This is a genomic window from Streptomyces sp. NBC_00045 (genome assembly GCF_045041095.1).
Taxonomy (GTDB): Bacteria; Actinomycetota; Actinomycetes; order Streptomycetales; family Streptomycetaceae; genus Streptomyces.
Window position 1 is genome coordinate 3323537 of sequence record NZ_CP108271.1, and the last position, 13697, is coordinate 3337233.

Here is a 13697-nt window from a genome sequence, read left to right on the forward strand (position 1 = left end):
GGGCGTCCTGCGGGCCGCGCCGGGACGGGGTCAGAGCCGGCCGATGTCCGTCTTGCGCATCCGCGGGGCGCGGCGGGGCGGGGCGTGGCCCGCGAGGAGGACCAGGCGAGCCGCGCGGTGGCGCTGGCCCGCGTACGGGGCGAGCAGTTCCAGCATCTCGGCGTCGTCGGCGTCCCGGTTCCCGGCGAGGGCGTAGCCGATGATGCCGGGCAGGTGCAGGTCGCCGGTGGTGACGGCGTCGGGGGCGCCGTTGCTGCGCTGGAGGGTTTCGGCGGAGGTCCAGGGGCCGATGCCGGGAACGGCCTCCAGCCGGGCGGCGGCCTGCGGGAGCTCCATCGCGGCGGCCTCCTCCAGTCGGTTCGCCACGCGCGCGCAGCGGACGATCGTGGCCGAGCGCTTGATGTCGACGCCGGCCTTGTGCCAGTCCCAGGACGGGATCAGCGCCCAGGTCCGGGCGTCGGGCACGACGTACAGGCCCGGCGGGCCGTTCTCGGGGCCGGGCGCGGGCTCCCCGTGCCAGGACACCAGCCTGCGCCAGGCGCGGTAGGCCTCGTCGGCGGTGACCTTCTGCTCCAGGACGGTCGGGATCAGGGACTCCAGGACCAGCCCGGTGCGGGTCAGCCGAAGGCCGGGGCGGCGGCGGTGGCTCGCGTGCACCAGGCGGTGACGGGGGACGAAGGCGGCGGGGTCGTCGCCGGAGCCGAGGAGGGCGGGCAGGCCGTCGAGCATCCACTCGGCGCCGGGGCCCCACGCTTCGGCGACGGCGGTCCCCGTGCCGGGGCGGAGGGCCACGCGGAGGGTGGCCGGGCCCTCGGGGGTGCGGCTGGTCCGCCACACGGAGCCGTCGGGGGTGGTGCGGAACGTGGGGTCGCCGGGGCCGCGTCGGAGCGGGCCGAGCGTGAGCCCGAGGTCGAGACCCCCCTCGGCCGTCCACTCCCGGGCCCGGGCGCCAGAGCCGGGGCCGACACCGGCACCGGGCTGTCGGGCCGGGCTGCCTGCGGGCACGGCGGTGCGGCCGCCGCGGACGGTGGTGCGGGTGAGGGGGTCGTAACGGCCGGCCATGCCATCGAGCGTAGCCCTGTGGGGCAGCCGCCCTGCCCTCCCCTGCCCTCCCCTCCCCTCCCCTCCCCTCCCTTGCCCGTTCCCCGGCTCCGCCCGGAGACGCAGGGTGCGGCTCCGCTGCCGGGGCCGGCCCCGGAGCTCCCCCGGGGGGGGTCCCAGCGCCTCGAACGCCGGTGGGCCCGGTCCTTCGTCAGGGGCGGCCCTGGAGTTTGGCAGAGGTGGTGCGGGTCGGGGGGAGTTGGCCGTAGAGCAGTTTGCCCGGGCACTCCGTCGCGAAGCCGTCCCGGTGCCCCGAGATCACGTTCAGCTTCACGTTCGTGCCCTTGGCGAACAGGTTCCCCCCGCCCGACTTCAGGGTGGTCTTCGCCCGCGGGTCCCTGTTGAACAGCCCCAGCTTCCACGCGGTGAGCTGGGCCACCGCCTTCACCGCGGCCGCGGGCGGGGCGGTGGTCGTGTAGGTGCCGATCACCGCGATGCCCATGCTGTCCGTGTTGAACCCCATGGTGTGTGCGCCGAGCACCGCCTTGGCGACTCCGCCCGCCCGGCCCTCGTACACCGTGCCGCACTTGTCGACGGCGAAGTTGTAGCCGATGTCGCGCCAGCCGCTGCTGACCACGTGATAGCGGTACAGGCTGCGCAGCACCGCCGGGGCGTCCTTGCAGGCGTAGTTGTTGCCGGAGGCGCTGTGGTGGACGAAGGCCGCCTTGACCGTGCTCGTGTAGACGAAGCCCGCTTCGCGCAGGGATTCATCGGCGCCCCAGCCCAGCCGTGTGACGATCCGCGGCCGCGGGCCGATGTAGGGGCGGGCGGCCGCGCTGAGGGAGCCTTCGCTGGCGAGGACCGCGTCGGCGGTGGAGTCCGCCTTGTTGAGTGCGCCGATCTCCTTCGCCCCGAGCGCGGCCAGCGGGACGTTGGCGGAGGAGGATTCAGCCGCCTCCATGGTCAGGCCCGGCAGGGCCACGACGTCGCCCTTGTCGTCGCCTTCCGGTTCGTCGCCCGTGCCCGATGCGCCGTTCTTGGCGTCGGCGACCGTGACCGGGTCGGTCGCGCCCGGGTCGACGAGTTCGATCCGCATGCCCGAGGGGAGCCCGGTCGCGGCGCGGGTGGCCGGGGCGCCGGGTTCCGCCTGGACCCGGACCTCGACGCCGTCGGAGTCGCCGACCCACAGGGGGGCGGTGCTGCCCCGGACCCGCCCGGAGCCGCTTTCGGTGGTGCCGAGGTCGGGGGCGTGTTCGCTGTTGCGGGTCTCGATGTCCTGCCAGGACGACCAGGTCCCGGTCCGTACCGCGCGGGTGCGGACCTGGACCCGGCCGAACAGCTGGGTGCTCGCGTCGTCCCAGACGACGCCGACCAGCGAGAACCTCTTGACCTCGCGCTGCGGTAGGCCCTGGGTCTCGGGCAGCCGCGGCGAGGTGCTCATGCCGGGGACGCCGGGGGACCTGTCGGCCGCGGGTCCCAGTGGGGCGAGCGGCAGCGACTGGGTGGACCCGGCTGGGGTCACGGGGGCGGCCGCGCCCAGGGCAGGCGCGGCCGCGGCCGGAGTGGAGAGCGCGAGCGGCAGGGCCAGGGCGGCAGCCGTCGCGACACCGATCGAGGAAGCAAGGAATCCACGCATGAAAGCGATGCTGAGCACAGTCACCGCCGAGCGCCATCGGAAAACTGACGGCCCGTCCGATCCGGTCCGCGCGTCGCCTCGTCCGTACGGAGGAGCCGGCGCCCCCGTACGGACGAGGGCCCCGCGTAGGCTGGGGCGGGTGAACGCCACTGACCGCACCCCTGCCGACCTGCTGCGATCCGCGCTCGCCGCCGATCCGGGCCGCCCGCTCGTCACCTTCTACGACGACGCCACCGGCGAACGCGTCGAATTGTCCGTCGCGACCTTCGCCAATTGGGTGGCCAAGACCGCCAACCTCCTCCAGGGCGATCTGGGTGCCGAGCCCGGCGACCGGCTGGCGCTGCTGCTGCCCGCGCACTGGCAGAGCGCCGTGTGGCTGCTCGCCTGCGACTCGGTCGGGGTCGTGGCCTCGGTGGGCGGGCACCCGGGCGACGCCGATCTCGTCGTCAGCGGGCCGGACTCGCTGGAGCGGGCCCTGGAGTGCGACGGGGAGCGCGTGGCTCTCGCGCTGCGGCCGCTGGGCGGACGGTTCCCACAGGCGCCGGCCGGGTTCGCGGACTACGCGGTCGAGGTGCCGGGGCAGGGCGACCGGTTCGCGCCCTTCGTCCCGGTGGAGGCCGAAGGGCCCGCGCTGATCGTCGGCGGCGAGGAGTTCTCGCACGTGGCCCTCGTGGCGCGCGCCCGCGAGGACGCGGCGAAGCTCGGCCTCGGCGAGGGGTCGCGCCTGCTGACCGGGCTGGGGTACGACACCTGGGAGGGGCTGTCCGCCGGGCTGTACGCCGCCCTGGCCGCGGGCGCCTCGGTGGTGCTGTGCCGGAACCTGGACCAGCTGTCTGCGCAGGCGCTGGCGCAGCGGACCGAGAGCGAGCGCGTCACCCACACCGCCGCCTGAGCCCAGGGCTGGACGCTGCCGCCCGCTCCGTCCCGTCTCGCCGCGGGGCGATTTGTCACCCGCACGGGTCTAGACAGGGCCCTGCCCCCATGCCACCCCGCCGGGTCCGGGGCACGATCGACAGAGGTCGTGCTTCCACCCGTACGGCCTGCAGGGTCACCGACGCAGCGGACGCAGCTCCGATGCGGTGAGGGGACGGAGCGCGAGTGAGGGACAGTGCAGGCATACCGGGCGGCACCGACGCGGCCGGAGGTTCCCCGGATCCTCCGCGCAGCCGCCGGCGCCGCCTGCTGCGCTGGATCGCGCTCGGCCTGGCCCTGCTCGTCCTGTGCGGGGCGGCCGTCGGCTGGTGGCTCTACCGCAAACTCGACGGGAACATCACGGAGGACACCTCCGCGGCAGCCGAGCTGGAGCGCTACGAGCGGGAGCGCCCCACGCACTCCGTGGGCGGTTCGCAGAACATCCTGCTGATCGGCTCAGACTCGCGCTCCGGCAAGGAGAACGCCCGGTACGGGCAGGACCGGGGCACCGAGCGCTCGGACACCGCGATCCTGCTGCACCTGCCCGCGGACCGCAGGAGCGCGACCGCGGTGTCGATACCCCGGGATCTGATGACGCAGATACCGGCCTGCCTGACGGAGGACGGCCGGCGGACCGCGGAGCGGCTCGCTCAGTTCAATTGGGCGTACCAGTGGGGCGGGGCCGCCTGCACGATCCGTACGGTGGAGAAGTTCACCGGAATTCGGATCGATCACCACATGGTGGTGGATTTCGGCGGGTTCAAGAAGATGGTCGACGCGGTCGGCGGGGTGGAGATCTGCCTCAAGCAGCCGATGAAGGACCCCGAGGCGAAGCTGAAGCTGCCGGCCGGCCGGCAGACCCTGCACGGGGAGCAGGCCCTCGGCTTCGTCCGGGCCCGCTACAGCCTGGGCAACGGGAGCGACACCGAACGGATGGAGCGCCAGCAGCAGTTCCTGGGTTCGCTGGTCAGGAAGGTGCAGAGCAACGGGGTGCTGCTGAACCCGGCCCGGCTGTACCCGCTGCTGGACGCGGCCACTTCGTCGGTGACCACGGACCCGGGGCTGGCCTCGCTGCGCGACCTGTACGAACTGGTCAGGGGCATCCGGGACATACCGACCGATCAGGTCAAGTTCCTCACGGTGCCGCGTCGCCCGTACGCCGCCGACCCGAACCGGGACGAACTCGTGCAGCCGGACGCAGCCCAACTGTTCGAGCAGCTGCGGACGGACCGTCTCGTGACGGTGGCCCCGCCGACGGCCGAAACCGAACAGGCCCCGCGGACGGCCCGCGCGGCCGAGGGCGGCGCCTCCACGGCCCCGCAGGGAACCGGATCCACCTCGACGCCCGTCCCCACCTTCACGGGGACCACGGCGGACACGGCCGATTGCCGGTAAAGCAATCCCAAAAGGCGGTGCCCGAACTGAAGGGCTTGGGCGGTTTGCCCTGTTATAAGGGGAGTGGAATTTGTCACCACCATGGTTTGCAGCTGACCAGGGCGGATAAGGTGAGCGATCCGGTGCCCCGGCCAGAAAAGAGGCCGTGCACCAGCAGCCGGATCGTTGACCGGGCGTCTTGGGGGAGGCGCGTCGCGAGGCACCGACGGAGGATTCGAGCAACCGTGGATGCGCAAAGCCGTGGGCGGGCAGACGAGATCGACCCCGCAGACCAGTGGGTGCTCAATCCCCGCACCGGCAACTACGAACTGCGACTGGACCGTTCCGCTGCGCAGCAGCAGCCCTCCGTCGCCGCACCCCGCAGACCGTCCTCGGCCCGCCGCGGAGCCCCCGGCGCCCCCGCGTCCCCCAAGGCCCCGTCACCAGCGGTCCCCGGGCCGCGGCGCGGCGAGGGTCCGCCCGGGCGGCGCGGCGGGCGTCCACGCAAGGGCGGCGGAGGCGGCGGCCGGCGCAAGAAGGCCCTGGTCATCACCGGCGGCACCCTCGCCTTCCTGCTGGTCGGCGGCTCGGTGGGCGCGTACCTCTACTACGACCACCTGAACAGCAACCTCAAGGTCACCGACGTCGGCGACGCGGGCACGGGCGGGTTCAAGAAGGACCAGCCCATCAACATCCTGGTCATCGGCACCGACAAGCGCAGCGGCGCGGGCAACGAGGGCTACGGGGACGCGGAGAGCGTCGGCCACGCCGACACCACGATCCTCTTCCACGTCTCCAAGGACCGCAGCAACGCGACCGCGCTGTCCATCCCGCGCGACCTGATCACCAACATCCCGGCCTGCCCGACGAAGCAGCCCGACGGTTCGACGAAGACCATCCCCGGCGAGAAGGGGACCCGGTTCAACATCAGCCTCGGCCAGGAGGGCCGCGACCCGGGCTGCACGATGCGCACGGTCAAGGAGCTCACCGGGATCACGGTCGACCACTTCATGATGGTCGACTTCAACGCGGTGAAGGTGCTGAGCACGGCGGTCGGCGGCGTCCCGGTCTGCCTCGCGAAGCCCGTGGACGACAAGGACTCCAAGCTGAAGCTGGACGCCGGCGAGCACCGGCTACAGGGCGAGCAGGCCCTGGCCTTCGTACGGACCCGGCACTCGTTCGGCAACCACGGCGACCTCGACCGGATCAAGACCCAGCAGCAGTTCCTGGGTTCGATGATGCGCGAGATGAAGTCGAAGGAGACACTGACCAGTCCGAAGAAGTTCTTCTCCCTCGCGGAGGCGGCCACCAAGTCGCTGAACGTGGACTCGGGCATAGGCTCCATCGACAAACTCACCAATCTGGCCGGTGAGTTGAAGGACATGAACCTGAAGAACATCACCTTCACCACGCTCCCGGTGCTCGACAACCCGGCCGAGCCCGAGGGCCAGAAGGCGACCGTCGTCATCGAGCACGGGTCGGCCGATCCGCTGCTGAAGATGATCCAGGGGGACGTCTCCCTGACGGAGGTCGAGAAGAAGGAGCAGGCGGCGAAGGACGCGGCGGACGCGGACGCCAAGAGCAAGGCGGACGCCCTGCTCCAGGGCAACCGCGCGCCGGCCGGCGACGTACGGGTGGACGTCTACAACGGCGGCGGCCCCGGCGGCTCCGCGTCCACCACCCTGACCTGGCTGCAGAACAGCAAGGGCGTGAACAAGGCCAGCAACCGGGGCAACGCGCCCGCCAAGGTCGACACGACCCAGCTGGAGTACGCGCCCAACCAGGCCGACCAGGCCCGGGCGCTGGCCGACATGATGGGGCTGCCGGCCACGGCACTGAAGATGGGCTCGGCGGACGCCGCGCCCAAGACCCCGATGAAGCTGACGCTCGGCGCCGACTTCAAGGGGGCGGGGATCTCGCTGACGGCGCCACAGAAGGCGCCGGATGACCTTCAGCGGGTCGAGGCCGACAAGGCGGTCTGCGCCAAGTAGGCCCGGTATGACGGAGCAGGACCGAGCAGTGCGAGCAGGCCGGACGGCCCGGTGGGCCGGGGCGGTGCGGCCGACGGCCGGCTCGTGCCGGTGAGACCGGCGCACCACGACACCAAGTGATCTTGAGGGGGACGTGTGAGGCACAGCAGCGTGCGGGGGGAGGGGGCGCCCACCCAGCCCGGCGGTGACATATCCGGCGGCGGATCCGGCGCGTCCGGCGCGGTCCCTCCACCACGGAACGGGTCCGGCAGCGGTGGCGGCGGCGGCTCGAAGCGGAGCGGTCGGCGGCGGGTGCTGCGTTGGGTGTCCTCCGTCCTGTCGTTCCTCATACTCGCGACGGCGGCGGGCGGCTACCTCTACTACCGCCACCTCAACGGCAGCATCAAGACGGACGTGCTGAACCTCGGCGAGAACAAGCTGGGCGGTTCCAAGCCCAACGCCTTCGGCCAGACCCCGCTGAACATCCTCCTCATCGGCTCCGACGCCCGTGACGACGCGGCCAACCAGGCACTCGGCGGGGCCAAGGACACCTTCGGCGGGCCGCCCCTCGCGGACGTGCAGATGCTGCTGCACCTGTCGGCGGACCGCAGCAACATGTCGGTCGTGTCGATGCCGCGCGACACGATGCTGATGATGCCGAAGTGCACCGAGCCCGGCGGCAAGGTCCACCAGGCCAGCAAGGGCCTCGTACAGACCAACGAGTCCCTGAGCCGGGGCGGACCGGGCTGCACGGTCGCCGCCTGGCAGGAGCTCACGCACATCCCGATCGACCACTTCATGATGATCGACTTCAAGGGCGTGGTGACGATGGCGGACGCCATCGGCGGCGTCCCGGTCTGCGTCCAGCAGAACGTGGAGTCGCGCACCAAGGAGGGCAAGGGCTCCGGCCTGAAGCTGCCCAAGGGCGAGAACGTCATCCAGGGCGAGCAGGCCCTGCAGTGGCTGCGCACGCGCTACGGCTTCGAGGACGGCACCGACCTCGGCCGCACCCACGCCCAGCACATGTACATGAACTCGATGGCCCGCGAGTTCCGCAAGAACGCCAAGCTGAGCAACCCCGTGAAGCTCAACAGCCTGGCGCAGGCGGCCATCAAGGCCATGGTCGTCGACCCCGGCCTGGACAAGATCGACAAGTTGTACGACCTCAGCGTGGAGCTCAAGAAGGTCCCCACCGGGCGGATCACGATGACCACCATGCCGTGGGTGTACAGCACCCGCGAGGAGGGCCGGGTCGAGCCCAAGCCGGGCGAGGCCGAGGACGTGTTCCGGATGGTCCGCGAGGACATCGCGCTCGACGGCAAGGGGTCCGGCAACCCGGCCGCCACCCCCTCGGGGCCGGCCGCCTCCGGCACCCCCGCCCCGTCCCAGCCGGCCGCCGACCCGGCCGCTCCCCCGGCGAAGATCCCGGTCACCGTGCGCAACGCGACCGGCGGCAAGGACGGCGCCCAGACCCGGGTCAAGGGCCGGGCCGACGAGGTGGCCGCCATCTTGACCGGCAAGGGCTTCACCAAGGCCTCGGCCACCACGCAGACCGCGGGCGAGGACACCACCGTGGTCCGCTTCTCCAGCTCGGACCAGGCGGGTGACGCGACGGCCGTGGCCACCGCGCTCGGCCTGCCGGCGAGCTCCGTGGAGAAGACCGACGACGTCACCGGGATCGTCCTGTTCGTCGGCAAGGACTGGCGGACCGGCAACGCGCCGACCCCGCCGCCGCCGGCCCCGACCAAGGCCCCCGACTCGGCCCGCCCGCTCAACGGCGACGACGACAAGGAGTGCATGGCGATCCAGCCGGGCTTCACCTGGTAGGACCCGTGCACGACCTCCGCGCGAAGGACGCGAAGGGGCCCGTGGCGCTGTCGGACCGACAGCGCCACGGGCCCCTTCGCGTGCAGGTCGCCCGCTCAGACCTCGCTGGCGAGGTCGCGGCGCACCGCCGGGCGGCGGCTCGCGATGACCTTGGCCGCGAGCGAGCGCGGGCTGGTCAGGAAGCCGAAGCCCCAGGACATGTGCATGGTGGCCATGGCCACCGGGATCTGCGCCCGCGCCTTGAGGGACAGGCCCTTGCCGGCCGGGACCGAGCCGACGGTGATCGCCGCGAGGTAGCCGGCCGGGACCACGAAGCCCCAAGGGCTGACGACCGAACCGACCACCACGCCCGCCGCGATCGCGCACAGGGCGGTCGGCGAGGCGAGGTAGCGCAGGTTGATCGAGCCCGAGTGGTAGCGGGCCACCACGTGCCGCCAGCGGCCGTAGTCCTTGTACTGCTTGGCGAGCGCCCGTACGGAGGGCCGCGGACGGTACTGGACCTTCAGCTCGGGCGAGAACCAGATGAGCCCGCCGGCCTCGCGGATGCGGAAGTTCAGCTCCCAGTCCTGGGCGCGGATGAACTCCTCGTTGTATCCGCCCGCCTGCTCAAGCGCCTCGCGGCGGAAGACACCCAAGTAGACCGTGTCGGCCGGGCCGGCCTTGCCTCCGGTGTGGAAGGCCGCGTTGCCGACGCCGAGCCGGGAGGTCATGGCCGCCGCGACGGCGTCCTCCCAGGCGTTCTCGCCCTCGGCGTGCATGATGCCGCCGACGTTCTGCGCACCGGTCTCCTCCAGGAGGCGGACCGCGGTGGCGATGTAGTTCGGCGAGAGCATGCCGTGGCCGTCGACGCGTACCACGATCGGGTGACGCGAGGCCTTGATGGCGGCGTTGAGAGCGGCCGGGGTGCGGCCGGAGGGGTTCGGAACGGTGACGACGCGGGGGTCCTCGCGTACGAGCTCGGCGGCGATCTCGTCGGTGCGGTCCTTGGACGGCCCCAGCGCGATCACCACCTCCATCTCACCGGCGTACTCCTGTCCGAGGATGTGACGGACGGAGTCACGCAGATGGCGCTCCTCGTTGAGCACCGGCATGATCACCGAGACTGCGGGCTGCTGGGCGGGCATGTGGTCCTTCAAGGTCGGGTATCGGTGTCACGTTACCGCGTACGAGGGAAACGGGTGCGCGCCGCATGATCGATAGGGACAGAGGCTGATCGTATGGGCCTACTGTTCTGACGATCTGCCTGATGTGTCTGGTTCGTTCCTATCGGCCCCACTGCCCCCGCGGAGGTGTCCCCCGTGCCCCAGCCGCACCGTCCCACCCGACCCGCCCGGCCCCCGCAGCCGCAGCGCGCGCGGCGGGGCGGTGGTCCGGCCCGGCGCCGGGGGGACCGACCCCGGTGGGGGGTGCGGCTGGCGGCCGGGCTGGCGGTGGCGGTGCTGGGCTCCGGGGCGATCGGTCACGCGGTGATGACCGGCCTGGACACCGGGATCGAGCGCGTGGACCCCTTCAGGGACATGAAGAACCGGCCGCAGGCGGGGCACGGGCTGAACTTCCTTCTGGTCGGCACCGACGGCCGCGACAAGATCACCTCCGAGGACAAGCGGGACTACCGCCTCGGCGGCGCCCCCTGCCACTGCACCGACACCGTCATGCTCGTCCACCTCTCCGCCGACCGGGAACGGGCCAGCGTGGTCAGCCTGCCCCGCGACAGCTACGCCGAGCTGCCCGCGCACCGCGACGAGTCCAGCGGCAACCAGCACGGGCCGCACCCCGTGAAGCTGAACGCGGCGTACGCGGAGGGCGGACCACAGTTGACCGTGCGGACCGTCGAGAACATGACCCGGGTGAAGATCGACCACTACCTGGAGGTCGACTTCACCAGCTTCATGAAGACGGTCGACGCGATGGGCGGCGTGGAGATCTGCACCGCCAAGGCCCTGCACGACCGCAACACCGGCCTGGACCTGCTGCCGGGCACCCACCGGCTCAGCGGCGGCCAGGCCCTCCAGTACGTGCGCTCGCGCCATGTCGACGGGGCCGCGGACCTCGGTCGGATGCAGCGCCAGCAGCGGTTCGTCGCGGCCCTGATCAAGCAGGCGACCGGCGGCGGGGTGCTGCTGAACCCCGTCAAGTTCAAGGAGGTCAGTTCCACGCTGCTGGGCTCGGTCCGGGCCGACCGGGGCTTCGGCTCGGAGCAGATGCTGGCCCTGGGCCAGGCCCTGCGCGATTTCACCCCGTCCTCCTCCGAGTTCGCCTCGGTGCCGATCGGGGACACCTCGTACCCCGTCAAGGGCATCGGCTCGACGGTGAAGTGGGACGGGCCGAAGGCCGAGCAGCTCTTCGAGGCGCTGCGCCAGGACCGGCCGCTGGCCCCCGCCGCGCCGGGGCAGCCCGCGCGCCGGCCGCAGCGGCAGCCCGCGGTCCCGGTGGACGTACCGCCGCAGCGGATCCGGGTGCGGGTGGAGAACGGCACCCGGATCGACGGGCTCGGCGGGCGGGTGGACTCGGCGCTGCGCGCCACCGGTTTCGACACCACCCGGGCCCCGGGCAACGGCGCGAGCCGCGACGTCAAGCGCACGGTGATCGCGTACGACCCGCGCTGGGACCGCTCCGCCCGTACGGTGTCGACCGCGCTGCCCGGCAGCGAACTGCGGGCGGTACCGGGCCAGGGGCGGACCGTGCTCGTGATCGCCGGCGCGGACTACCGCAAGGTGGTGCCGGTCCGGCCCGAGGACCCGCAACAGGGCCAGTTCGGGGTGGTCACCGGCGACCAGGTGATCTGCGCCGGGTGACCTGCGCGCCGCGACCTGCCGGGGCCGCGGTCAGTCGTCGTCGAACCCCTGGGCCGCGCGCTCCTCGCGCAGCGCCATGATCGCCCGGCGCCGGGCGAGCCGGTGGGTACGGCGGATCTGGGCCTCCTGGTTGCGGCGCCGGTCCTGGTCGGTCTCGGGGAGCACCGGCGGGACCGTGCGGGGCTTACCTTCGGCGTCGACGGCGGTGAAGACGAGGTAGGCGCTGCCGACCTGGGTGGCGGGGGTCGACTCGTTCCACCGCTCGGCCAGGACCCGTACGCCGATCTCCATGGAGGAGCGGCCGGTCCAGTTGCACTGGGCCTTGACGTGGACCAGGTCGCCCACGCGGACCGGTGCGAGGAAGGCCATCTCGTCCATGGACGCGGTGACCGCGGGGCCGCCCGAGTGCCGCCCGGCGACGGCGCCGGCCGCGTCGTCGACCAACTTCATGATCACGCCGCCGTGCACCGTGCCGAGGAGGTTGGTGTCATTGGCCGTCATGATGTGGCTGAGGGTGGTCCGCGAGGCCGAGATCGGCTTTCCCCGCAGGTCGCCGGCGGTAGCGTCCGGTATCTCTGTCATACGGCCACCTTAAAGCCGACACACAGGCATCAGGTGTGCAACAGCACCGGAACGAAGCGACGCCCGGACTGTCGGGCACCGTATCCGGCCAGGCATCCTAGGCGGCATGAGTGAGTGGCCCGAAGGGCGCAACGACAACGGCGACGACCTGTACGGACGCGGCAGCGCACGGGCGCAGCCGGAGGGTGCCCGGCGGATGCCGCACGTCCAGCGCCGGCAGCAGCGGCCGGTGCCGCCGCAGCAGCAACCGCAGCGACCGGCGCAGCCGCCGGCCCGGCCCGGGCAGCCGCCCGTGCACGGGGTACCGCCGCAGCAGGCCCCGAGCCACGACACGTACGGCGGGTACGACAGCGGCTACAACACCGGCCAGGTCTACGGACGGCCCCAGAGCAGCCCGGCCGGTCCGGGTGGCCCCGGCGACCCCGGGGGCCCGGGGGGTCCCGGCGGGCCGGGGCAGCCGCCGTCGGCGCGGCCGGGCCGCCCGGCCGGACCGGCTCCGGACTGGCGCAAGCGGATCAAGATCGGCTCCATCGTGCTCGTCACGGCGCTGCTGGCGACGACCATCGGCACGTACTTCTGGGCCGACTCCAAGGTGCGCCGCGAGGTCGACCTCGCCAAGGTCATCGAGCGCCCCAAGGAGGGCGACTGCACGACGTACCTGATCGTGGGCTCCGACAGCCGCGAGGGCATGTCCGACGAGGAGAAGAAGAAGCTCCACACGGGCTCGGCCGAGGGCAAGCGCACCGACTCGATGATGATCTTGGCGGCCTGCTCCAGCGGGAACACGATGATCTCGCTGCCGCGCGACTCGGACGTGGAGGTCCCGTCCTTCGTCGGCTCCGAGACCGGGAAGAAGTTCGCCGCCACGGGCAAGCACACCAAGCTGAACGCGACCTACGCGGACGACGGCCCCGAACTGCTGGTGCGCACCGTGGAGTACAACACGGGCCTGCGCATCGACCACTACGCGGAGATCGGCTTCGCCGGCTTCGCGAACATCGTGGACGCCCTCGGCGGTGTCGACATGAACATCGAGAAGGGCTTCAAGGACGAGAAGTCGGGCGCCGACTTCAAGGCCGGCGAGCAGACGCTCAACGGAAGTCAGGCGCTGGCCTTCGTCCGGACCCGGTACGCGTTCGCCGAGTCGGACCTGGCGCGCACGAAGAACCAGCAGAAGTTCCTGGCGACGCTGGCCAACCAGGCGGCCACGCCGGGCACGATCCTCAACCCGTTCAAGCTGTACCCGGTGCTGGGCGCGGGCCTGGACACGCTGATCGTGGACAAGGACATGTCCCTGTGGGACATGGGCGACATGTTCTTCGCCATGAAGGGCATCAGCGGCGGCGAGGGCGTGTCGATGAACATCCCGATCTCGGGTGAGCGCGGCGGCAACCTGCTCTGGGACAAGCCGAAGGTGCAGCAGCTCGTGAAGCAGATCCAGAACGACGAGAAGGTCACCGTCACCGGCAACCGGTGATCCGGCCCGGAGCCCGGAGCTCGTAGCCCGTAGTACGTAGTACGTAGTACGTAGTACGTAGTACGTAGTACGTAGTACGTAGT

General features: G+C 71.9%; 10 protein-coding genes. 6 read left to right on the forward strand and 4 right to left on the reverse strand.

All coding sequences use genetic code 11. From position 1 onward, the window contains the following. Nucleotides 1–30: 30 nt before the first annotated feature. Both OHA65_RS15520 and OHA65_RS15525 read right to left on the reverse strand, forming a co-directional pair. Nucleotides 31–1062 (reverse strand): DNA-3-methyladenine glycosylase 2 family protein, encoded by a 1032-nt coding sequence (locus OHA65_RS15520; RefSeq protein ID WP_327283708.1) that lies wholly within the window; start codon nucleotides 1060–1062, stop codon nucleotides 31–33. Between the two features lie 190 nt (nucleotides 1063–1252). After that, nucleotides 1253–2677, reverse strand: coding sequence for a peptidoglycan recognition protein (locus OHA65_RS15525; RefSeq protein WP_327283709.1), 1425 nt, complete (start codon nucleotides 2675–2677; stop codon nucleotides 1253–1255). A gap of 139 nt (nucleotides 2678–2816) precedes the next feature. Here OHA65_RS15525 and OHA65_RS15530 point away from each other — a divergent pair, with 139 nt between their 5' ends. The 4 genes from OHA65_RS15530 (at nucleotide 2817) to OHA65_RS15545 (ending at nucleotide 8760) form a co-directional block, all read left to right on the forward strand. After that, the gene (locus tag OHA65_RS15530; RefSeq protein ID WP_327283710.1) at nucleotides 2817–3569 is read left to right on the forward strand and encodes a TIGR03089 family protein; all 753 of its coding nucleotides are present in this window, start codon (nucleotides 2817–2819) and stop codon (nucleotides 3567–3569) included. Nucleotides 3570–3775: 206 nt separating this feature from the next. Further along, a complete protein-coding gene (locus OHA65_RS15535; RefSeq protein ID WP_327283711.1) occupies nucleotides 3776–4984 on the forward strand; it encodes an LCP family protein in 1209 nt (402 codons plus the stop codon). Between the two features lie 224 nt (nucleotides 4985–5208). Further along, a complete protein-coding gene (locus OHA65_RS15540; RefSeq protein ID WP_327283712.1) occupies nucleotides 5209–6954 on the forward strand; it encodes an LCP family protein in 1746 nt (581 codons plus the stop codon). A 150-nt stretch (nucleotides 6955–7104) separates the two neighbouring features. Next, nucleotides 7105–8760, forward strand: coding sequence for an LCP family protein (locus OHA65_RS15545; protein WP_405763414.1), 1656 nt, complete (start codon nucleotides 7105–7107; stop codon nucleotides 8758–8760). A gap of 95 nt (nucleotides 8761–8855) precedes the next feature. Here OHA65_RS15545 and OHA65_RS15550 read toward each other — a convergent pair whose 3' ends face one another. Then, nucleotides 8856–9884, reverse strand: a complete 1029-nt coding sequence (locus OHA65_RS15550) for a glycosyltransferase family 2 protein (protein WP_327283714.1) — start codon at nucleotides 9882–9884, stop codon at nucleotides 8856–8858. A 282-nt stretch (nucleotides 9885–10166) separates the two neighbouring features. Between OHA65_RS15550 and OHA65_RS15555 the strand changes: the two genes are divergently transcribed. Beyond that, entirely contained in the window at nucleotides 10167–11555 is a 1389-nt protein-coding gene (locus OHA65_RS15555; RefSeq protein WP_327285666.1) for an LCP family protein, read from the forward strand. Nucleotides 11556–11585: 30 nt separating this feature from the next. On the opposite strand, the gene OHA65_RS15560 is transcribed toward OHA65_RS15555, so the two are convergent. Beyond that, complete coding sequence (locus tag OHA65_RS15560; protein WP_327283715.1) at nucleotides 11586–12137, reverse strand: acyl-CoA thioesterase; 552 nt, start codon at nucleotides 12135–12137, stop codon at nucleotides 11586–11588. Nucleotides 12138–12243: 106 nt separating this feature from the next. Between OHA65_RS15560 and OHA65_RS15565 the strand changes: the two genes are divergently transcribed. After that, nucleotides 12244–13614 (forward strand): LCP family protein, encoded by a 1371-nt coding sequence (locus OHA65_RS15565; RefSeq protein ID WP_329313671.1) that lies wholly within the window; start codon nucleotides 12244–12246, stop codon nucleotides 13612–13614. The last annotated feature ends 83 nt before the right edge of the window (nucleotides 13615–13697 follow it).